Genomic DNA, 22,753 nt, shown 5'->3' with positions numbered 1-22,753 from the left:
TATCAATTTGGATATTGGTTATAAAACGGTCTACTTTACTAATAAACCAGCCAGAGCTATTGCAGTAAATAATCAAATCCCGGCACCCACATTACATTTTAGAGAGGGTGATCGGGTAACCATAAATGTTACGAATCATCTTGATAAAGGAACAGCGATCCATTGGCATGGTGTTTTGGTTCCTTGGCAAATGGATGGTGTAGAAGGTGTGGCTCAAACTGAAATTCCTCCTGGTAGTACCTTTCACTACCAATTTATTTTAAAGCAATCAGGTACTTACTGGTATCATGCCCATGCTGGCTTAGAGGAGCAACAGGGATTATACGGTGCTTTTTTGATTGATCCTAAGAAACCACCTCATTACACCTTCACTAAAGATTACACCATCGTTTTATCGGATTGGACTAATACCAAACCGGAGCAAGTTTTAGCTAATTTAAAAAAATCCGGCGACTATTATGCTCCGCGCTTTCCTCTCCAACCATCCCTGACAAAATTTATCCATGATTACCAAAAAGCATCTAAAAGTGAACGACAAAGACTTCTTGACGACTATAAAAGCATGCAGCAAATGCGGATGAGCATTTATGACATTAGTGACGTTGCCTTTGATGCATTTTTGATGAACGGCCATCCTAAAAACAATCCGTGGACTGCTCCAGTTCAAATAGGTGATATTGTCCGCTTGCGATTTATTGATGCAGGAAGCAGCACGATTTTCCGTATTAAAATACCTGATTCTAAGATGACTGTCATACAAGCGGATGGAAACGACGTAAAACCTTATTCTATTAAGGAGTTATCCATTTCTCCTGCTGAAACCTATGATGTTTTAATAAAAATAGAAAAAAATAAGCCTTATATTATTTATGCGGGTTCCAAAGATACTGTGGGTATTGTCTATGGCGCTCTAAAAACAACTAATGAGCAAACAGTCGATTATGCTCAAGTCAAACCGTTCCCTGAACCCATCCCGGTTACAAGAGAAATGATGAACATCATGATGGGCGGGCATTATCAAGGCAGTTTCCCCTTAACGCAAAAAAAACAAGACAATTCACTTTCTTCACAGCATAAGCACACCATGCACATGGATCATAGTATGCCTATGGGACACTCCATGAACATGCAAATGCCTACTGAACCAACTCGATTTAACGATGCAATAGCCCCTACCACTTCATCCTATATGACCTCATTGGAAACAAAGTATCGCGATTTGACTGCTGCGGTTCCGACTAATGATCCCAATAAACCGGTAGAGGGAGTCATTAATTTGGAATTATTTGGCTATATGGGGCAATATATTTGGTTTGTGAATGGAGTACCTGGTTATAAGGCAAAACCTATACCTTTAAAACCGGGTAAACGTTATCGCTTTGTATTTACAAATCCATCCATGATGCATCATCCAATGCATATACATGGTCATTGGTTTATTGTTCGTACTGGAAAAGACACTTTTGATCCGCTAAAACATACGCTTGATATTCCACCAGGAGGAACAATCACAGCGGATGTAGATACTGATGCAAGCGGCCAATGGTTTTTCCATTGTCATATGCTTTATCACATGATGACTGGAATGAACCGCGTCTTCCAATATACAACCATAATTGAAATAGCCGAGGACAAAACCCATCCAGAACATATTATTAAAGACACCTCGTATGACAACCGCCCCATAATACGAGTCGACGAAGCGATTAAGCCGATTAACCTGGATTTAGTGAAACACCCCATGGCTCATGGCGCTGGCTTTTGGTTATCAACTTTTCTAGATGTAGGTGCAGATCCTGTTCACAATTCACAGCGCCTTACCTACAAAGGCATGTTTGGCCCTGATTATAATAAACTGCAATTATTTACCAATGATGCTGAACTGTATAAAGGGGTACTGGAAAACGCAGATATAGATATCTTTTACTGGCATTTAATCAGTCAATTTTGGGCCATAAAAGGTGGAGCAAACTATTTTAATCAACCGGCCAATAAGCCCTATTGGCAAGCAGGTCTTGGTCTGGAAGGATTAATGCCCTTTTTTATTGATACCGACATAAGAACTTACTTTTATGGTGGCAGTATTAAATTTGATATTGAATTATCCCGCGACACACTAATTACCAATAATTTTTTAATCAGGACAGGAGTTCGCAGTATTTTAGCGACCAAAACAGTTGTTAATGCCCAAATTGGCAGTGGCTTGAATCAAATGCGCTACACAGTAAGACCCTACTACCGTCTTATTCCTGCTTTAAGTATGTTTGTTGAATATGAAAACGAACACAATTACGGAACATTTAAAACACTCGAAAATGAAAGTACTACACCGGATATTTCCAATACCGTTTCTTTAGGCTTAACTTTGCTGTTCTGATTTTTGGAACAAATTTTATAACCCACAGCAATTAGCCTAGGCGCAACCCGGCTGAGCATCATCCTAAACTCACGAAAGATCTCCATGTTATAGCACTGTATTGTGATGGTAGATCACTCATTAAACTCGAGTAGACGATTTAGTCACGAAGACCAATCCAGACTACTGGACTACAATAAAACCATTATTCGATGCTGTTCACTCATAAAATCCCACACTAATAAAGTGCTCTTCAACCAAAACATCCAAATGCCAAATTGAGCCATGAAAACCATTAATTATTACTTAACGATCAATCTGTATAATAAAAGCAATAAAATATTTTAATATACATAAAAATAGAAAATTAGTTTCTAGTGTATTTTTTCCCGCTTCTCTGGGTAAAACAGATACAGTATTACAAGATGCTTTGATCCATATAAATCGTGCTATTAGTTTGGTCAGTGATAATGAGCAACTTAAGACTCAAGAGGAAACTGCAGTCGTTACGCCATAATACTTTTCACTAAAGATTCAGCAAATACTCTTAACATTTAAGGTAATCACCTATTCTTCAATTTACTCTCTAATAAAAAAATAAGCTACACTACGTAAAATTAAAGTTATGGAAGCGTACGTTGAGTAATACATCAAAAATAATTGTACTCAAAAAAACAAATGTGTTTTTTGATTTTCTATGCAAGCTGATGCTGTTACTGACTATCATGTGCATTTTCATTCCTTTTTCCCCTAAAATGCCAGCTCCAGGGATTGATCCTTCTTGGGCTCTTGGTTTAAATCAAGCGGTTGCTCAAGGATTAGCATTTGGTCGGGAAATAATTTTTACGCTCGGCCCCTATTCGTCTCTTTACACAAAAGCTTATCACCCCGCTACGGATTTCCTAATGATTTTAGGGTGTACTGGCTTAGCTGTATCTTTGTGGATCTGCCTTCTTTTTTTAATGAAAGGAAGGCGATGGTACTGGTTTCTCATATATTGCGTCCCCCTTTTAGGCATGATATACGCTCGAGACTCATTATTTTTTTCCTATCCATTACTTGCAGGGTTAATGAGCTTCTGGATCATTTCTCCAGAAAATGGAGATAGGCTTACAAATAACTCTCTTTTATTGCTGGTTTTTTTTCTATTTACCCCATTTGGCTTACTTGCACTAATTAAGGGGTCTATGCTCATCCTATGCATTCTTGTGCTTTTTTTGTGCTTCAGCTTTTTTTGCACCCAGAATAAAACAAAAATGGCATTGATATGTCTTGCCTCTCCTGTAATCTCGATGACTACGTTTTGGCTTGCAGCAGGACAACCACTCGCTTCTTTACCTGATTATCTCACAAGCACACTGCGTATTGCCTCAAGTTTTACTGAAGCAATGTCCACAGATGGAAATATGAATGAAGTGATTGTGTTTTTAATTACTTGCTTATTAATTTTCCTGGCTATTTCATCCCAAAAACAAATACCTGCTGCCGCTAAAATATTCTTGCTGGGAATTTATTTTGCGTTTTTATTTGTTTCCTTTAAAACAGGTTTTACTCGTCATTTAGGTCACGCCTTTATACCTGGTGTAAGCCTCCCGTAAAATAGGTGCATATCTAATTAGAGTTCTCCAAGTTAAACTATGTTTGAGGAGAACAAAAATGAAAAAATCACGTTATACAGAAACACAAATTGTAAAAATTCTAAAAGAAGTCGAAGCAGGTCGGCTGGTAAAAGAAATTTGTCGTGAATATGGGATTTCAGATGCAACCTATTACAATTGGAAAGCAAAATATGGTGGTATGGAGGCATCCGACGTAAAACGTCTAAAAGAGCTTGAAGAAGAGAACCGTCGTCTAAAGCAAATGTATGCTGAGCTAAGTCTTGATCACAAAATCCTGAAGGATATTGTTGAAAAAAAGCTGTGAAGCCGTCTGTGAGACGGGAGCTGGTTGATTATGCAGTGAATACTCATGCTGTGAGTTTACGTCATGCGTGTAAGGTTGTAGGTATTAGTGACTCGGTTTATCGATACAAACCGGATAGCCAATCTGATGAAGATGTAATCGTGGCACTGCAGGCATCATCCGAACGCTATCCGGCATATGGCTTTAGTAAATTGCTTAAAGTGTTACGCCGCCAGGGACATAGATGGAATCATAAACGTGTTTATCGAGTGTATCGTGAGTTGAAGCTTAATATGCGTCGTGAAGGCAAAAAACGGCTTCCTAATCGCTCACCTACCCCTTTGAGTGTGCCAGCATCCATCAATCAGTGTTGGTCTATGGATTTTATGTGTGATGCTTTGATGTGTGGCCGACGCTTCAGAACATTTAACATAGTAGATGATTTTAACCGTGAGGTGTTGGCTATCGAAATCGATTTAAGTTTGCCTGCTCAGCGAGTGGTTCGAGTATTAGAGCGTGTTGTAGCATGGCGAGGTTTTCCCGCTAAATTACGCATGGATAATGGTCCTGAATTTATCTCAAGCACATTAGCAGACTGGGCTGAAAAGCATCAAGTGGCTTTAGAATTTATTAAGCCAGGTAAACCAACGCAAAATTCATTTATTGAGCGATTCAATAGAACTTACCGCACAGAGATATTGAATATGTACGCGTTTAAAAATTTACAAGAAGTTAGAGAGCTGACAGAAAGTTGGATAAAGGAGTATAACGACGAGAGACCGCATGATTCGCTAAATGATTTAACACCGTGGGAATATCTGGCAAAAAATAAGGCAATGAACTCTAATTTAGGTTGCCACTAAATATGGGGGGGTTACACTGGGACTTCTATTTTATTGGCAACACTATTTTTACCCTTTATTTTGAATTTCAGAGTGAGTCTTCTACTCATTTTTATCTCATTAAGTAGCTGGTATTATATTAATAGCCACTATACCAGCATATCAATCCGAAATAACTTCATCTCCTCCTACTCTTCAGCATGGCATGGCCTAAAAAGCAGAATACAAGATCCTTATTGGCTTAAAAAAAATTTTATTTTCACTATGGATTTTTTACGTGAGCAAGCAGCCTTCCCTGTTTTACCCGGGACGACTGATATTTACTCATATGATCAAACTTATTTAATCTCGTCACAAAACCGTTGGTCACCACGTCCCGTATTTCAAAGTTATTCTGTCTTCAATCAAAATTTAGCTAAAGATAATAAAAAACATCTTCAAGGCAAAAATAAGCCTGATAATATTATTTTTAAAATACAACCCATTGACCAACGCATCCCCTCTTTGGAAGATGGCGCAAGTTGGCCTTTATTGTTAGTCAATTATCAACCGACTCATTTAATCCGAAATTTCCTATTTCTCCATAAAAAAAAATACCCTCATCAAGTCAACTTGTCTTTATTAAAAAGCGAAACCCATACCCTAGGTGAGCAGGTTCCCTTACCCAAGAGTCAGCTACTCTTTGTTGCGATTGATTTGAAACCGACAATTTGGGGAACTTTAGCTACCATTTTCTTCAAACCACAGCAATTATTTATTAGTTTAAATTTAAGAAATGGCACAACAAAACGCTATAGACTAGTTGCAAACATGGCAAAATCGGCTTTTCTTCTCACGCCACTCATTGAAAATACAGTCGAATTTTCTATGCTCTACGAGAAGAATGATAAATTAGATGCCAAAAAAGTTGATTCCTTTGTTATTACAACAAGTCAGAGAACACATTGGCATTGGAATAATACTTATACGATTCACTTTATGAATGCTGGAACTGCAAAAATACGTTCTTATTAAACAAGCTTCTTCTAAAATCGTATTGTTACTGAACTCAAGCATCGAACGTGATTTTTTGGAAACGGGGAGGAGCATGTTTTGCTTAAGTAAATCCTCTTTCCCAAGGTTGCTATTTAAAGAAGCCTAACTGTTTCCCAAGATACCTTAATGGCGAATTTTATCAATCGTAATCTTACGCTGTGAATATTCCACCTCACCTTCCCTCTCCAATCTTGAGCTTATAAAGGCTCAAAACTATGAACCGGTTTAAGAGAGGAGAGGCGAGAATTTTCGATCGTGATGAGAGAAAAAGATTCAAAAAATTCATTTTTGTATCGAATACCCTTCATCAAGCCAACCTTGCAATCCAGTATCTAATGAATAAACATTGGTATACCCCATTTTTTGTAAATTGTCGGCAACCAGCGCACATCGAAACCCCCCACTACAGTAAACAACAATTTGATCATTTAAATTAGGAATTTTCTTTTCAATATCTCGCTCAATAATGCCCTTACTTAAGTGTATTGCAGTTGGAATATACCCTGTTTCCCATTCATTAAGTTCACGTACATCTATAAGAAACATGGGTTCTTTTGATTCAATTTTTTCTTTTAAAGCTTTGGGTGTGATTTCTTTGATATGATTTTTAGTTTCGGCGATTAGTGTCAAAAATCCCTGTGAATGTTGTTTTTTCATTAATTTCTCCTAAATTTATTTATTATTTTCAATAGGGCGTGTTGACAATTCATCCCCACCGCCTACGTGCCGCGACGTGTTCGCGGCAACCAGCCGATCTTAATCAGTGGCAAATTTCTTCATAAAGATCATGCCATTCTGTATTTAGGTTCTCAATCAAATGTAACTTCCACTGCCTGGGCCAATTTTTGAATCGCTTTTCACGTCGAGCAGCTTCTATATAGGTTTCATGAACCTCATAATAAACCAATATATGTACATTGTACTTAGCTGTAAATCCCGGAATCAGGTTGTTTTTATGTTCCCATACTCGTTTAATTAAATCGGATGTTGAACCAGCGTATAGTGTACCATTTCGCTTGCTTGCCATAATATAGACATAAAATGACTTCATTTGGCTTCCTTGTTTTGCTCAGAGTGTTGGACTCAATGCGATGATATCACCTAAATTTCACTGATTACATTGGTAGCCAAATATAGGAACAAGCCATTGCGAGCATTGACGCATCATTTCTCTTCAATTTATCATATCTTGTGGCAACAGCTCGAAAATGTTTAAGTCGCGCAAATACGTTTTCAACTAGATGACGATATTTGTATAGACCCCAATCAATATCAGCATTCCCAGTTTTAGAGTTCGTCTTCCGAGGAATCATTGGAGTAGATGATTTTTGCCTAATCTGATCTCGAATTTCCTCGCTATCATATCCTTTGTCTGCAATGGTGTAATCAGCTTTAGGGAGTGTTTCAATGAGACCTGAAGCTGCTTTAGCATCATGTACCTCTCCGCCAGTCAATTGAAATTCAATCGGAAGGCCGCAAGCATCAACTGCCCTATGAATTTTTGTTGTATTACCACCAACGGATTTCCCTATTGCTTGATGTTTCTTTCCTATGCCGCCTGAGCTATGTTGATGGGCACGAACGATACGGCCATCAATAAATTCCCATTCAAGAGCAGGATGTTGTATGAGCGCTTTGAAAATCATCATCAACTTGTTCTTTGAGGACCAACGATTGAATTGTTGATAGGCAGAATTCCAAAATCCAAACTCTTTAGGTAGGTCTCGCCAAGGGCAGCCTACACGCATGCGATATAACATTGCCTCAACCATCATACGAAGATTAGGTTTGTCATATATCTGATGTTGTAGCATTATCTCCTTTAGCTTAGACCATAGCTCATCACGGAGCATCAGTCTAGCCATTGCAAACTCGTTTTATACTTGATATTGAAATCGATATATTATGAGTTTGCTCTTATTCATCAATCGATTAGAGCAATGAATTAAGTTCATCTTTAACTTGACCATTTCCTGGATGCCGCGAACACGTCGCGGCACGTAGCCGGTGGGGATAAATTGGCAACACGCCCTAAATTAATCCCTTTTATAAAAACGTGCAAACTATAATGATCAGATTTCATTTAACATGAATTGATGGATATGGGCGATTTTGAAAACTAGATTTCATATCACCTTTTTCAATTAATGATCTTTTCTAATTCGCTTCAACCAATTTTTTAATTCAGGCCAAAAAGCAATAATCCCAATAAAAAGAGTAAATAAAATGACGGCAATCACCATTTGAACAATAGGAAACTTGAGCTCATCATGTGCCACGAACCAGCTCGCAATTGATCCTGAAATGACTAAAAGCAATCTAAAAAACCACTGAAACATAAATAACACTCCAGATAATTTATGTGTTGAACAGTAAGCAATCCCCCAGCATCTTGAGCGAAGCGAGCGATCGCATATTGTCCCCCTGGATCCAGGTTGGAGATCCATCGCTGTACTCGAGAAGTAGTGCTCTACCACCATTTTGGCTCAATCTAAGATACTACATTTAATGTGTGTTTCGCGATCATATATTCTTCATTTGTAGGGATGACGCCTACATATACTCTGCTTTGAAGATGACTAATCACTGCAGCATTTTGTTGATTTGCGTGTTCATCCAACAGAACACCCAACCAACTCAAACGTTCACTTATTTTTTTTCTTACCAGTGCAGAATGTTCACCTATCCCCGCAGTGAAAATGATCGCATCACACCCTTGTAAGCTGCTGGCTAGAGCACATAATTCTCGTGCTGCTCGATAACAAAATAAATCGATGGCTTCAACAGCTTTGGCTTCTGTACTTGATTGCAGCTCGCGCATGTCACTGCTGATCCCAGAAACCCCCAAAAGACCCGATTTTTTATAAAGAATGGTATTTACCTCTTCTACTGATAATTTCTTTTCTTGGAGCAAATATAAAATTACTCCAGGATCAATGCCCCCGCAGCGGGTTCCCATAATCAAACCATCTAATGCCGTAAACCCCATAGAAGTTGTAACGCTTTTACCATACTCCATAGCACACATACTGGCACCATTTCCAAGATGAGCGACGATTACTTTTTTATTTTTTATTGGTTCAGGCAATACCGAAGCAATGTATTCATAAGAAATACCATGAAAACCGTAGCGAACAATCCCTTCCTCACTTAACTCTCTAGGTATAGCAAAAAGAGTTGCTAGTTTATCTTGTGTTCGATGAAATGACGTATCAAAACAAGCCACTTGCCGCATCTCAGGATAAAGCTTCAAAATACTTTTTATGATGGCAACATTATATGGTTGATGAAGGGGTGCCAAAGGATTTAATGAGGATAACTTTTCAATGGAATCCGCATTGATTAGGACCGGATGATCAAAAAAACTCCCTCCATGAACCACCCGATGCCCAACCGCTTTTATAAGGTAATCAGTAGGTAACTGCGCTATCCATTCAAATAAATAACTTAATGCCGATTCATAACCAGATGATAAAATCGATTTTTTAACAATTTGAATATGTTTCGCGTTAGAAACCGTAATTTGTGGATTATCAAAAATACTTTCAATTTCACCATGATAGATTAACGTTAAAGAAGAGAGAAAAAGGCTAAATTTAATACTGGAAGAGCCTGCATTAATGACTAGAATGACTTCATCAGTTTGATTTAATTTCATTATTTTTTTCTTCGTGCATATAATAAAGCCATAACGCAAGATGCTTTTCGTGATAATTCATTGCTGCCACGGCTGGTGAGGATAATAGGAACATGTGCGCCTAATACCATTCCTGCAGCTTCAATTCCAGATAAATAAGTCATTTGTTTGTAAAGCATGTTGCCTGATTCAACATCGGGAACAACCAAGATGTCCGCATTACCAGCAACTGGGGAGCAAATGCCTTTTTCACGTGCTGACTCGATAGAAATAGCGTTATCAAATGCTAAAGGACCATCTAAAACACCGCCAGTTATCTGCCCACGTTCAGCCATTTTGCACAATGCGGTCGCATCGAGAGTCGATGGAATTTTTTCATTTACCGTTTCAATAGCAGAAAGAATAGCCACTTTAGGGGTACCCAATTCAAGTGCATGGAACAAATCAATTGCATTTTGCACAATGTCACACTTTTCCCTTAGATTAGGGAAAAGATTAATTGCTGCGTCAGTTAGAAAAATTGGTTTTGGATAATTAGGTACATCCAGAGAAAATACATGACTCATACGACGCCCTGTTCGCAAGCCATTCTCTTTGGAAACAATCGGCTTCATCAGTTCTTCAGTATGAATTTTCCCCTTCATTATCGCTTCAACTTTTTTTGTCGCAGCCAGTTTAACCGCTATTTCAGCTGCTTCATTACTGTGCTCTGTGGCAACAAGTTCATAAGCTGAAATATCAATGTGCGCTTCTTTTGCAGCATCAAGAATTTTTTGTTTAGGGCCAACAAGAACTGGGGTAATTAATCCCTCTTCTGCGGAAGCAATTGCACCTTTAATTGATAATACATCTACTGGATGCACCACAGCGGTTACAAGTGGTTTTAAAGAATCTTTCGCAGTGATTAAACGATGATACCAATGTTCTTGTTTTGGCTTAAGTTCTATTTCAGGTAGCTCAATGCGTTTTCTTTTAATTTTGACGGTCGGCGCTATAACCCGTGCAAGACCACTAATGACCATTTTTCCCAACTGATTTATACATTTACAATCAAGTTCAACGATGTGTTTTTCTGGTATTTTATTGACTACCTCAAGAGTAACGGTGACTGTGTCGCCTAAAGTCACCGGATGTTCAAACTTTAAAGTTTGATCTAAATAAATAGTCCCAGGACCAGGAAGCTCTGTTCCTAAAACTGTAGATAAAAGTGATGCGCCCCACATCCCATGAGCAATAATTTTATGAAACATATCATTTTTAGCATATTCTGCATCAACGTGTGCAGGATTTACATCGCCAGACATAACCGCAAAAAGCTCAATATCTTCCTTAGTTAAGGTCCGTACTAGACTTGCTGATTCTCCAATTTTTAGTTCATCAAAGACGCGATTTTTTATATAACTCATGTGCATGCCTGTCATAATATATGTTTATAAAAATCCGCTTCGAAGGATAATTAGTCTATGCAAAGCGAAGAATAATGCCCCATACGGACAATGGGGCTATTAGCTATTTATTTTGCTTGTTCTACTTTTATATCACGAGACTTCCCTTTTGCTTCGGATTTTTTAGGCAACTCAACCCAAAGCATTCCTTTTTTAAAACTTGCCTTTGCCTTATCGATATCAACGGTTGAAGGTAAAGAGAGCGAGCGTTCATATTTACCATAATTGATTTCTCGAGAAATATATTTTTTATTATCATTTTTTTTAGAGGTTGATTTTTCACCTGTAATAGTAAGCATATTACCGCTAAAAGACACGCTGATGTCTTTCTCGTCCATACCTGGCATTTCCATCTGAATGGTAAAATGATCTTTATCCTCTACAACATCCATAGAAGGCATTAAATTCAGGTTCTCGAATTGTTCCCAGCTCTTATTGGATCCAAACATATCATAAAAATCTCGGAATGCTTTATCAACTTCATTTTGCAGGTTTAAAAAAGGATGTTGAGAATGTTCTGCTAAGGGATTTGCTTTCTTCCATTTTAATAGCGTATTCATGTTGTTGACTCCATTCATTATAGTTTCTTATTCATATTAAAAAATACACCATAATAAGTTTGATATACAAAAGTAATTTGTCAAGAGAAACAGTTTTCATTATTTAGGCTACAGTTTAATTGATATTTCTATATTATTTTTATAGATACTTCTTAATATCTGGAAACATGAGGAAATGATGATGCATGCTATGGTATTAGAAAAATCGGGACATAAATTGGTCTATAAGCAAGTAGAAAAACCTGTCCCCCAGAACAATGAAGTGCTGGTAAAAGTGCATGCCTGTGGTATTTGTCGTACCGATTTACATGTTGTCGATGGAGAATTAGAACACCCTAAACTTCCTCTTATTCCTGGTCATCAAATTGTTGGTACCATTGAAACCGTCGGTTCTTCAGTGACCCATTTTAAAATCGGCCAACGAATCGGTATTCCTTGGCTGGGTGGAAGTTGCGAGACCTGTCAATTTTGTTTATCAGGACGTGAAAATCTTTGTGATCAAGCTCGTTTTACTGGTTATCAAATTGACGGTGGATTTGCAGAATATTGTGTTGCGAATCATCGGTTTTGTTTTCCTATCCCTGATGGCTATTCTGATTATCAAGCGGCACCACTATTTTGTGCCGGATTAATTGGCTATCGTGCTTTATTAAAAACCAATAATGCTGAGCACTTAGGGTTATATGGTTTCGGCGCAGCAGCTCATATCTTGATTCAAATAGCGAAAAATCAAAAGCGTAAAATATATGCTTTTACTAGCCCAGGAGACCACCAAGCCCAAGAGTTTGCCTATAAACTTGGAGCAACATGGGCGGGAGATTCAGATATATCCCCTCCTCATCTTCTTGATGCTGCAATCATTTTTGCACCTGTTGGCGCACTCGTCCCCCTTGCTCTTCGCAATACGATAAAAGGTGGGATCGTAGTTTGTGCTGGAATTCATATGAGTGATATACCTAGTTTTCCCTATGATTTTCTCTGGGGTGAGCGCTCGCTTTGCTCTGTTGCAAACCTCACGAGAAAAGATGGAGAGGAATTTTTATCATTAGCGCCTCAAGTTCCTGTTAGAACCGAGATTCATACTTATCCATTGACTGAAGTCAATCAAGCCCTCGATGACCTGCGTCATGGACGATTTACTGGAGCGGCAGTGATCGCAGTCTAATATAATTCTGCAGCATGGATTAGCGCAGCATAATCCAATAGCACATACGTCGTCCCGAGTAAAAATCCCCTGATTATGCTGGCTAATCCGGGCAACAAAGAACAAAACCGCTGCAAACATTTAATATTTATTTTTACAAACGAATCCTCTTGATTTGAGGCATGAGATTTGTGACTATCAGTATATCGAACGATGCCAATTCTATTTACAAAAGGGATTTATTATGTTTCACCAAGCAATAGTACGCACACCATCCCCCAACATGATTCATGGATTAACATCAACCATAGAATTAGGTCGCCCAGATTACATTAAAGCTCTAGAACAACATCAAAATTACATGAATGCACTGATAAAGTGTGGTTTGGAAGTTACTGCCTTACCTGCATCAGACGATTTCCCTGATTCATGTTTCGTAGAGGACCCAGCGCTTCTTACTGATAAAGTTGCGATCCTAACTCGACCCGGTGCTCTATCAAGACAAGGCGAAGTGGATTTAATTAAACCCTGCATTCAAACCTTTTATAAAGGACGTATTCATCAGATAGAAGCTCCAGGAACCTTGGAAGCAGGCGATGTCATGCAAATTGAAGATGTTTTTTACATAGGAATTTCACAGCGTACTAATCTGGAAGGGGCACAACAATTGACTTCCTTATTAGCACAGTACGGTTATAAAAGTGTATTGATCGAGCTTAAAAAATTCCTACATTTAAAAACAGGTATTTCCTCTTTAGGGAACGGATACCTGCTCGTCCATGGTGAATTAGTTAATCATCCTGCTTTTAAGTCATTTAAACAATTAGTTGTTTCCGATAATGAAGCCTATGCAGCGAATTGTATTAGAGTCAATAATTCGGTCATTATGCCTCAAGGGTTTCATCAAACCACTGAAATGGTACACAATTTAGGTTTTCAGGTGGTCACTGTAGATGTAAGTGAATTCCGTAAAATTGATGGTGGTTTGAGCTGTTTGTCGTTGAGATTTTAATGAATAAAAAACTCACCGTTTTTAGTTTAACTTTGATGACTGTCGGTTCAGTAGATAGTATTCGCAATTTACCTGCTGCCTCATTAGTTGGAACAGATATTTTTTGGTATTTTGGACTGGCTTTATTTTTTTTCTTATTACCCAGTGCAATTGTTGCAGGATGGTTTTCCTCTAAATCTCATGAGGGAATTTATGGGTGGGTAAAAAAAAGTTTGGGCAAAAATGCTGGCTTTATCGCTATTTGGTTTCAGTGGATGCAAAATATCCTTATCTATCCTACATTTCTTAGTTTTATCGCGGGCACACTTTTATACTGTATTAACCCATATTTTATTGAAAACAAAATACTACTTTTCTCGCTGATTAATCTCTTCATTTGGTGCTTAACCTGGGTGAATCTTAAAGGTTTTTACTTGTCTCATCGAGTAACTGTTTTTTGCTCTATATTTGGACTGTTGCTCCCTTTTGTTTTAATTTTGGCTATAGGCGCTTTTTGGATGATATTTCATCCTCAACCTTTAAAACTTATCCCCTCTTCCAATCAAGACTCATGGACATCTCTAACTGCTATTATTCTATCTTTTTGCGGTATTGAAATTGCTGGGGTTCATACCCAAGAATGTAAGCCAGCGGCTTTGCCTAAAGCCATTGCACTCTCAGTACTTATTATTTTTACTACAATGCTCTTTGGCTCCTTGACTCTAGCGATGGTTCTTTCCCCACAGCAATTGAATCTTATTAGTGGTATTCCTGCATTGTTTGAAGTATTTTTTACTCAAATTCAATTTGCCAACCTAAGTTTGATTGTCAATCTGTTAATTGTCCTCGGATGTATAGGCTGTGCCAATAATTGGCTTATCTCTCCCCTCAAAGGTCTGTCATTTGCAAGCAATGAACTCACCAATACGATGCATCAATCCTCTACTAAATTTTTGCTGATTCAAGCATGTGGCGTATCTTTTATAAGCTCTCTTTTTTTATTATTCCCGAGTATTAATGCGTCATACTGGTTCATGATTACTTTAGCAACTCAAATGTATTTATTCATGTACGGGTGTATGTTTGCAGGTGCAATCCGCTTGGCGTGGCAAGAAAAAAAACGATTTTATTGGCTAATTATTACCTCCTCCATTTTTGGATTCATAGGCATTACAATTTCACTCGCGGTTAGTTTTATACCTCCTGAATCGTTAAAATATGGTTCCCTTTTGTATTATGGTTTATTTATTATTGTTTGCTTGCTTCTCATTGGCTTTTCATCTCTCTTATGGAAAAGAGCCATAAAAATAGCACCTAAGAATGTAAAACAGTTTAAATTCATGCTGAATCAACAGACTCAAGATTAACACCTTGATTTCTCAGCTTATTAGTAAAATGACTACTTTACTTCAAATCCAAAAAAGTTTATAATTTGAACAGATGTTTAATATTGGAGTTATTCCGTGCCTACCACATCGTCCTCCCCAAAATCGACCCCAATGACTTTAACTTCCAGTCAATTAGAGCAATGGGTTGCTAATATAGAACGGAATGAGCATCCGAATACTTCAGAGGAAGATCCTTATTTAGCAACTCAATTTCTTTCTCGATTTGGACTGCGCAATGCAAAACAGGTGACCGAGTTTCTTAAAACAGCCGGTGGTAACGAAACAATAAATATGATAGTGCAAGAGCTTGTAAAAGAAGAGGCACAACTTCAATTAATTAGGGAACGAAATGCAGAGGAGCAGCTCAAACAACAACGTTTGCTTTTCCTTCTTATGACGTTCATTGCAAAGGATAAAAAACTTGCAAAACACGTTAACGAAATTATTCAACAGCAAATCGATCAAAAACTTAAAGAACCAAAAACTGTTGAAGGACAAAAAGATAGCTTCCTTGCATTACAGATTGTTGACGCTAATATTCAAGCATACAGTAAGGCACTCAAAGCTTTAGAAGAGGAAGAGCAATCCCTCGAAGAAAAACTGAATGAGGTAGAAGAAGAATTGAATGCTCTTGAAGAAGAAGCATTGTTAATGGAAGAGACTCATGTCCATATGACTGACCATTTGGATGAACTTAATGTCTTCCTGCAAGCCCCCTTGTTCAACAATCAACCAATTACTCAATTTATTAGCTATTCAAACCAACAAATCGCTTCTTTATCTTCACAGCTTGCAGCGCTTAAAGCACAACATACAGCCCAAACTTCTACCTCAAGCGATGTCAGTAGACTACAAGCCATTGAATCACCTACTGATAGAAGAATTCGAATGCTGCAAAATCGACTCGACTTTTTCAAAAACCAGTTTGTACAACCGCCTCAAAGTTCAGAACAAGTAGTTCAGCAATTAATTGCACAAGTAAGAGCCCGCTTAGACGAGTTACAACGTTCCAATGAAATACAAATTCCAATGACGTTTCGTGAGCGTGAATTACAAGGTTTAAGACTACAAGAACGCGCGTACTTACAAGCGCAACAGCTTTTGAGAAAAGAGAAAATTCTCCTCAACTCCCAGTTGGAGCCGGTCAGTGATTTTACTCAAGCTTATTTAATCATTGATCCAAATGAGAGAGCCCGTTATCGAAAACACGGTAATTCCTATGTTGTCCTTTCTGAAGATATACAGCCAGATCGCTTGAGTGCAGATGATTTGTTGCAAGCAAAACTAAATTACGAAAGGTTGAAATCTGATATTTGTTGCGTCAATGCAGATTATTATGAAAGAAGACAACAACAACTTGACTCACTGGATCAGCGCAGACAACCTCTTCTCACTAAGAAAAGCAATTTCATTGACCGCCTTCATGAAGTTAAAGCAACTAAGGTTGAGCAACTTCATGCATTATCCAGTGCTAAAGCACAACGCGCCTTATTAAGTCAACCTCAGGAGGAAATCACTCCGTTGTCAATGTCACCCAGACCAACCCCAAAAACGGCGCCTAAAATTGAACCCAAATGTAGTTATTCGCTTATGATGCCTAATTTAAAATGTTTGGTACCAACCTGTGCACCAGCACCTAAAGTTGAGTTGGATGAGCTGCTCAATGAAGTGAAACCTGCTCAAATTATGGAGCCGGAACTAAGACTTGATTGGCTTTATCGAGCCAAAAAACAGATGCCGGATATTCCTGCACCTGAATTGGATTCCGAGTTAAAATATAAAAAGTAACAATTCATAATCACCTAAATCAATTATCCGAGGCATTTATGTCTCGGATTTCTATAAAAATCAGACAGATTTACAACCGCTCAATTCACTTAAAAGAAAGTATTTAAATAAAAATGAGTTCTTGAAATAATTTGAAATCCACGCATAATCAAATAAATTTTGATAATCCATTTGACAAGATCTAATACAAATTGTTACTATCTCGTAATAAATAATTTATTTCACACTCCGTAATATACATGAACAATAACACACAACCTCAATTTTCTTTAAACAACTCTTTCGGGTTGGTGCGTGTTATTACTTCTATCGTTTCTGTTGTGGTGGTGGTCGTGGCCTTCCTTTCCTCGCCCTAGAGTTGTGTTTTGATTATTCGGCCTCTCTAGGGAGAAGGCTAAATAATCAAGCGATACGACTAACAATCTTGAGGAGATTCACCATGGGAAACACACTTGATGCAGAGGCATCGCAGAAAAAAATCACTTATCGCGCTATCTTTATCATTAGTTTATGTGCTGCATTTTTATTTTATAAATACATTCTCCAAAATTTTCCAAGTGTAATGCCTCAACAATTGATGGATGCGTTTCACTTACAGGGACTAGGCCTTGGTGTTTTATCAGGAGTGTATTTCTGGACGTATCTTATTGTACCACTATTTGTAGGAATTGTTCTCGATCGTTATGGAACACGATGGATTACAACAGGAGCCATTTTTTGTTGTGCGATTGGTATTTATATTTTTTCTCAAGCCCAGGAATTAAATACTGCAATTTTGGGGCGTTCTTTAACGGGTGTTGGTGTTTCTTTTGCTTCCATCGCCTATTTTAAATTATCGGCAGTATGGTTTCCCAAAAAATACTATGCCTTATTGACGTCATTACTTGTTACTGCCGCAATGATTGGTGCCATTTTTGGGCAAATGCCACTGGCCTGGTTAGTTAGTCAGATAGGCTGGAGGGCCAGTTTAGCAAATGTAGCATGGATGGGAATTATTTTGTCGTTCTTGTTCCTAATTATTGTTAAAGACAAACCCTCATCTTCCATTGAAGCATCCGATTCAGAACCTCAGCATGCCTCTAAAAACCCTCATTTATGGAAAGATATTGCACTTATTGTAAAAAATAAACAAAACTGGTTATTAACAGGGTTCAGTGGTTTAGCATTCTCTCCCATTGTTATTTTTTGTGGCTTATGGGGAAACCCTTTTTTACAGAAAGCGTACCATTTAGATAAATTGGTTGCTCCCTCCCTTATTTCTTTAGTCTTTGTAGGATTAGCAATTGCATGCCCTGTATTCGCATTATTCATTAACCGCATACAAAATCGTTGTTCTTTTATGTTTTACAGCACCTTGGTTTCTGCTTTATGTATTAGCTTGGTTATTTACGCACACCCCATGCCAATCTGGCTATTGAGTGTATTGCTTTTTCTATTTGGTTTTAGTTTAGGCGCATTTCCCATAGTATTTGTCATTGGAAAAGAATCAAATCCATTATATCTGGCGGGCACAGTAACCTCCTTAATCAATGCGAGTGACGCTTTTCTGGATGCAATAACTGAGCCTGCAATAGGGAAACTTCTTGATGCGTTCAGTAATGCAGGACCTTCTCATGATTTTTCATTATTTAGTTACCATATTGCTTTGGCTATTTTGCCTTTATACCAAATAATTGGAGCCTTTTTGATGCGGTGGGTTAAAGACGAGCATCGTATAGCCCATTAAAACATAACGAATCATTAAGTCTCTCTGTGAGCTTAATGATTCGTTTTGTAGGATCACTTAAATAAGGATTTATCTTTGAACTGAGCGATGAAAAGGTGCAGCAAACGCTCGTTAATCCAGAAGGCGAGAACTGCAGCTTTAATCGTCAGAATAAGTTAAATCAATACTCTCAACATGAACATAAACCCAAGCATATAGCCCCGAAGCAAGTTTAACCTGAATCCGTTTATAGTCTGCCACTTCATAAGAATCTGCTTTTTTTAACTCCTCGGCACTTACATCAAAAACCATACCCTCTACACTATCCACCGACTTTCCAGTATAAGTTATAATCGGATGCTCCTCTTCGCCACTTGTAGCAATGACACTCGAGTCTTTTATTTTTACTTTAGACATTCCAAACCCTGGGAGACTATCTTTGGTTCCTTGTAATTTTCTGCCAAAATTACTTAATTGCACCGATTCATATCGTAATGTGCCATAAGAAAATAGTTTTTCAGTATTCACCGATTTCTACCTTAGAATAATATTTTTGGCAGATTATCCAGAATTTTTTATTAATAACAAGAGAAACCTAATAACGTCCTCCATTCGACGCTTAGCTTTTAACGATTTCGATTTTGATGCACACTTGTACTTGCCACGACTTTATTACGCCCCATCTTTTTTGCCTGATAAAGTGCATCATCCGCTTTTGATATCAAGTCATCTACCCTTCCCATCATAAGGATAAAAAGATATCCCTAGTGTCACAACAAACCGTGGCTGGACCTAAAACAATTAAGTGGGGCTAGCCTCTAAACTGTATTCATCCAAGGCCAATAATATTTTTTCTTCAAGTGACTTAGCTTTTTCTAAGGGTTGATTTAAACCATTGATAATAATAGAAAATATAAATGTTTTTTGATTTGGATTAATCATGTAGCCCGATAAGGAAGAGATATCATGCATTGAACCCGTTTTGGCATACACTTTTTTCTCAAGCATAGTCTTCTTCATTCGGTCCATGAGAGTGCCTGAAACACCTGCTTGAGGTAATGACTCGAAAAAAATTCTGTTCAAGTCTTTATCCTGATAAAGGTCATTAAGTAGGATTACCATTTGTTCCGCTGTCACCAAATTATAGCGAGTTCCTTCTCCATCGACGATCTCCATTTGAGACAAATCCAGGTGAGTATGTTCAGATAGTATTTTTTTAATCGCGAAAGCACCTTCTTTATGAGTTCCCTTTCCTGTGAGCGTGTAACCTAATTTTTTGGTTATACTGTTCGCATAGAGATTATCGGATTGCTGTAACATATGCTTTATTAATTGATTAAGGGTTTTAGATTGAAAACTCGCAAGAAAAGCAGTATCCGATGGGGATGTACCGGTAAGAATCTTTCCTTTCAAAACAAGGCTGCTTTTATCAATAGCTTTTTTGACTACTTGTTTTACCAATAAAATAGGGTCGGGAATTGCAAGCTCTATTAACTTTGGATTTTTTTCTTGAATCATGCAGCCATATAATCGCATTGTATTTTGGGGTTTAATTTCAAGATTTAAGCTACAATGGTTCTTTTCCTCTTCTTTACTCACAGTGACGACTTCATTAATGAGCGTTAAAGCTTTAGGAAGAGTTTTTGGTTTAACCTCGGCAGGCTTGCCTAATTCTTTAGCACTAATTAATTCATACGTCACTTTATTTTCATTCAATATTGCCGCTGTATCTGGAGCAGCATAGTACCACCCTAAATCATCATAAGAGGTTCCACTTGGATAATTCGGAGATTGATATTGTGAGCTATCAATTACCACATTGCCGTTGATTACCTTTTCGCTATTTTTTTGCAAATTTTGTAACAAAGAATTCAAATTCCCGACTGTAAAAGAGGGTGAACCTGTAAATTGAATATAGTAATCCTGATTTTTCCGAGACAGTGTTGTTATAAAACGATAGTCTGGTTTTAATTGATAAAGCGCTGCTGCAGCTGTAAGTATCTTCATACCACTGGCTGGAGATAGTAGCTTATCAGCATTTCGACTGTAAACGACTTGTCCGGTCTGGGCATCTTTAATAAGGATGCCAACAGTTGCATGGGGTAATTGTTGTGCAATAATCCCATCTATTTTTTCCGAAAGCGTCTGAGAATAGCCCATTTGGTTAAAGAAAAAAGCAGCAAAGGCCCACAAATAATTAGAATAGCGCACGACATTTACCCTAATAGGTGACATAAAGTATAGCTTTACCCATTCAGCGCCGAAGTGCAACCCCTATGACTAAGAATGTTAGGGATACTTCCCATTCAGAATCCTACTCCCCTTAAATACAATGACTTTATGTAAGAATCTTCTCCTCTAACACTACAGTGGGTTCTTCTGATGGAGAGACAATATGTTCATGATGCTCAGGACTCAACAATTTTTGAGATGAATAAAGAATAAAGATACTTAAGGGTAATAAACTCAACAAGTCGAAGGGAAACTTTAAAATACCAATACCTCCAAAAACACCCAAATAGGAGATAACCAGTATCGTCATCATATAAAATAAAAACCAATATAAAAGTGCGCTATTATCCCAAGAATTTTTTCGATGGTAAATGCAATAAATCAGAATACCAATAAGTAAAGCAATATCCAGTTTCCATATGATCGAAAACCCGCACCAATACAGCATTAAATTGCAAAAATAAAATGCAATATGAGAGCAAACTAAGGCACCGGAAAGTCTAAAAGGTCTTGGTGTTTGAGGCTGTAATTTACGCATTGCTAAAAGACATATAGGCCCGATACTATAGGACAAAATACTTGCTGAAGAAAGAAAAGCCACCAACTTTTGCCACCCAGGAAATGGTAGAAATGAAAGCATTCCAACCAATAAATTTGCATACAGCGTCACATAAGGGATCTTATGTCGATTTACCTTTAAAAAGATTTTGGGTAAATGATCATTTAGTGCCATCCCATATAAAATGCGCGAAGTTGCGGCTGTATAAACAAGCGTTGTTCCAAAGGGTGAAAAAGCAGCATCAATTAACAGTAAAGTTGCTACAACACTAAGTCCTGAAAGTAAAGCTAAGCCCACTAAAGGTCCGCTATCACCTGGATAACTTAGGGCATGCCAGCCATTCGTTAGGAATTTCTGAGGAACTGCTGCGATAAAACTCAATTGCAACATAAAGTACAAAATAAACCCGATCAGCACAGCCCCTAATATCGCAATGGGGATATTTCGCTGAGGATTTTTTACCTCCCCAGCCAATATCAAACCATTCTGGAATCCAGTAAACGCAAAGGCAATACCTCCAGCAGAAAGTGCGGTGAAAATGTTTATCCAACTTTCTTTTGCAGACAAATCAATTTGAACGTTGCCAAGGTTTGGTGCAACATGCAGTAAAGAAACGATCGCAATGCTTGGTAATATAAATTTAATAATACTTGCATACTTATTGCATTCAACCAGCAATTTAATTCCATAGGAGTTCAATAAAACGACAAAAAGCATGATGCTTATTGCAGCAGCATAACCATATCCAGAAAGCGTAAACGTTGTTGAGTCTTTGACAATTAATACTGGAAAAAAGTGACTTGAATATTGCAGAATTGCCTGAATTTCTATAGGAGTCATAACAACGTAAGACAACCACGATGTCCATGCAAACAAAAATCCGACTTCCTTCCCATGGGTAAAAGTTGGATAGTTAGACATTCCTCCAGAAATGGGAAACATCGTTCCAAGCTCGCATAAAGGGAGTGCAATAAATAGCATAAAAACAGTAGCAATACCCCATGAAATTAATGAATTACTACCTGCCATTTGGGCGCTAATGAATGGACTAAATAACCATCCGGAACCAATCATTCCACCTGCAGAGACAATTAGAATGTTAGTTGTTGAAATATCACGTTTTAACATAAATAAACCTCATGCAGGCAAAAGTCTAATTTAGCCCAAAA

Annotated in this window: 19 protein-coding genes; 9 read left to right on the top strand and 10 right to left on the bottom strand. The window is 37.8% G+C overall.

The annotated features are described in order from the left end of the window. From OQJ26_RS16915 to OQJ26_RS16900, 4 genes are all read left to right on the top strand, one after another. Window positions 1-2,377: multicopper oxidase domain-containing protein (locus OQJ26_RS16915; protein WP_265704896.1), on the top strand; the 2,377-nt coding region annotated here is incomplete at its 5' end. A gap of 617 nt (window positions 2,378-2,994) precedes the next feature. Continuing rightward, entirely contained in the window at window positions 2,995-3,954 is a 960-nt protein-coding gene (locus OQJ26_RS16910; protein WP_265704895.1) for a hypothetical protein, read from the top strand. Window positions 3,955-4,012: 58 nt separating this feature from the next. Next, window positions 4,013-5,121, top strand: a protein-coding gene (locus OQJ26_RS16905) for an IS3 family transposase (RefSeq protein WP_416209969.1) whose coding sequence is annotated in 2 segments (ribosomal slippage) — window positions 4,013-4,265 and window positions 4,265-5,121 — 1,110 coding nt in all. Because the reading frame shifts where the segments join, the coding sequence is not laid out codon by codon here. Between the two features lie 243 nt (window positions 5,122-5,364). Further along, a complete protein-coding gene (locus OQJ26_RS16900) occupies window positions 5,365-6,114 on the top strand; it encodes a hypothetical protein (protein WP_265704893.1) in 750 nt (249 codons plus the stop codon). A gap of 303 nt (window positions 6,115-6,417) precedes the next feature. Here the strand turns inward: OQJ26_RS16900 and OQJ26_RS16895 are convergent, their stop codons facing one another. The 7 genes from OQJ26_RS16895 to OQJ26_RS16865 form a co-directional block, all read right to left on the bottom strand. Continuing rightward, a complete protein-coding gene (locus OQJ26_RS16895; RefSeq protein ID WP_265704892.1) occupies window positions 6,418-6,792 on the bottom strand; it encodes a rhodanese-like domain-containing protein in 375 nt (124 codons plus the stop codon). Window positions 6,793-6,895: 103 nt separating this feature from the next. Continuing rightward, window positions 6,896-7,186 carry a GIY-YIG nuclease family protein gene (locus OQJ26_RS16890; RefSeq protein ID WP_265704371.1) on the bottom strand — a complete coding sequence of 97 codons (291 nt, stop codon included), beginning with the start codon at window positions 7,184-7,186 and terminating at the stop codon, window positions 6,896-6,898. 64 nt (window positions 7,187-7,250) lie between these two features. After that, window positions 7,251-8,000 carry an IS5 family transposase gene (locus OQJ26_RS16885; RefSeq protein ID WP_265704891.1) on the bottom strand — a complete coding sequence of 250 codons (750 nt, stop codon included), beginning with the start codon at window positions 7,998-8,000 and terminating at the stop codon, window positions 7,251-7,253. A 279-nt stretch (window positions 8,001-8,279) separates the two neighbouring features. After that, window positions 8,280-8,474 carry a hypothetical protein gene (locus tag OQJ26_RS16880; protein ID WP_265704890.1) on the bottom strand — a complete coding sequence of 65 codons (195 nt, stop codon included), beginning with the start codon at window positions 8,472-8,474 and terminating at the stop codon, window positions 8,280-8,282. 152 nt (window positions 8,475-8,626) lie between these two features. Further along, a complete protein-coding gene (locus OQJ26_RS16875; RefSeq protein ID WP_265704889.1) occupies window positions 8,627-9,793 on the bottom strand; it encodes an acetate/propionate family kinase in 1,167 nt (388 codons plus the stop codon). After that, window positions 9,793-11,178, bottom strand: coding sequence for a bifunctional enoyl-CoA hydratase/phosphate acetyltransferase (locus OQJ26_RS16870; RefSeq protein WP_265704888.1), 1,386 nt, complete (start codon window positions 11,176-11,178; stop codon window positions 9,793-9,795). The genes OQJ26_RS16875 and OQJ26_RS16870 overlap by 1 nt, the downstream gene beginning before the upstream one ends. A 107-nt stretch (window positions 11,179-11,285) precedes the next feature. Continuing rightward, window positions 11,286-11,777: an Hsp20/alpha crystallin family protein gene (locus tag OQJ26_RS16865; protein WP_265704887.1), complete on the bottom strand. Its 492-nt coding sequence runs from the start codon at window positions 11,775-11,777 to the stop codon at window positions 11,286-11,288. Between the two features lie 181 nt (window positions 11,778-11,958). Between OQJ26_RS16865 and OQJ26_RS16860 the strand changes: the two genes are divergently transcribed. From OQJ26_RS16860 to OQJ26_RS16840, 5 genes are all read left to right on the top strand, one after another. After that, entirely contained in the window at window positions 11,959-12,942 is a 984-nt protein-coding gene (locus OQJ26_RS16860; RefSeq protein ID WP_265704897.1) for a zinc-dependent alcohol dehydrogenase family protein, read from the top strand. 223 nt (window positions 12,943-13,165) lie between these two features. Beyond that, window positions 13,166-13,933 carry a dimethylarginine dimethylaminohydrolase family protein gene (locus OQJ26_RS16855; RefSeq protein WP_265704886.1) on the top strand — a complete coding sequence of 256 codons (768 nt, stop codon included), beginning with the start codon at window positions 13,166-13,168 and terminating at the stop codon, window positions 13,931-13,933. Continuing rightward, window positions 13,933-15,279, top strand: coding sequence for an APC family permease (locus tag OQJ26_RS16850; protein WP_265704885.1), 1,347 nt, complete (start codon window positions 13,933-13,935; stop codon window positions 15,277-15,279). The genes OQJ26_RS16855 and OQJ26_RS16850 overlap by 1 nt, the downstream gene beginning before the upstream one ends. Before the next feature lie 96 nt (window positions 15,280-15,375). Next, entirely contained in the window at window positions 15,376-17,088 is a 1,713-nt protein-coding gene (locus OQJ26_RS16845; RefSeq protein WP_265704884.1) for a hypothetical protein, read from the top strand. 439 nt (window positions 17,089-17,527) lie between these two features. Next, entirely contained in the window at window positions 17,528-18,814 is a 1,287-nt protein-coding gene (locus OQJ26_RS16840; protein ID WP_265704883.1) for an MFS transporter, read from the top strand. A gap of 138 nt (window positions 18,815-18,952) precedes the next feature. Here OQJ26_RS16840 and OQJ26_RS16835 read toward each other — a convergent pair whose 3' ends face one another. The 3 genes from OQJ26_RS16835 to OQJ26_RS16825 all read right to left on the bottom strand — a co-directional run bounded on the left by OQJ26_RS16835 (window position 18,953) and on the right by OQJ26_RS16825 (window position 22,712). Beyond that, a complete protein-coding gene (locus OQJ26_RS16835; RefSeq protein ID WP_265704882.1) occupies window positions 18,953-19,321 on the bottom strand; it encodes a gamma-glutamylcyclotransferase family protein in 369 nt (122 codons plus the stop codon). A 273-nt stretch (window positions 19,322-19,594) separates the two neighbouring features. After that, window positions 19,595-21,004: a D-alanyl-D-alanine carboxypeptidase/D-alanyl-D-alanine endopeptidase gene (dacB, locus tag OQJ26_RS16830; RefSeq protein ID WP_265704881.1), complete on the bottom strand. Its 1,410-nt coding sequence runs from the start codon at window positions 21,002-21,004 to the stop codon at window positions 19,595-19,597. 127 nt (window positions 21,005-21,131) lie between these two features. Beyond that, window positions 21,132-22,712 carry an APC family permease gene (locus OQJ26_RS16825; protein ID WP_265704880.1) on the bottom strand — a complete coding sequence of 527 codons (1,581 nt, stop codon included), beginning with the start codon at window positions 22,710-22,712 and terminating at the stop codon, window positions 21,132-21,134. Window positions 22,713-22,753 lie beyond the last annotated feature (41 nt).

It is taken from the genome of Legionella sheltonii, assembly GCF_026191355.1.
GTDB classification, from domain to species: Bacteria; Pseudomonadota; Gammaproteobacteria; order Legionellales; family Legionellaceae; genus Legionella; species Legionella sheltonii.
This window is presented reverse-complemented; position numbering and strand designations above follow the sequence as displayed.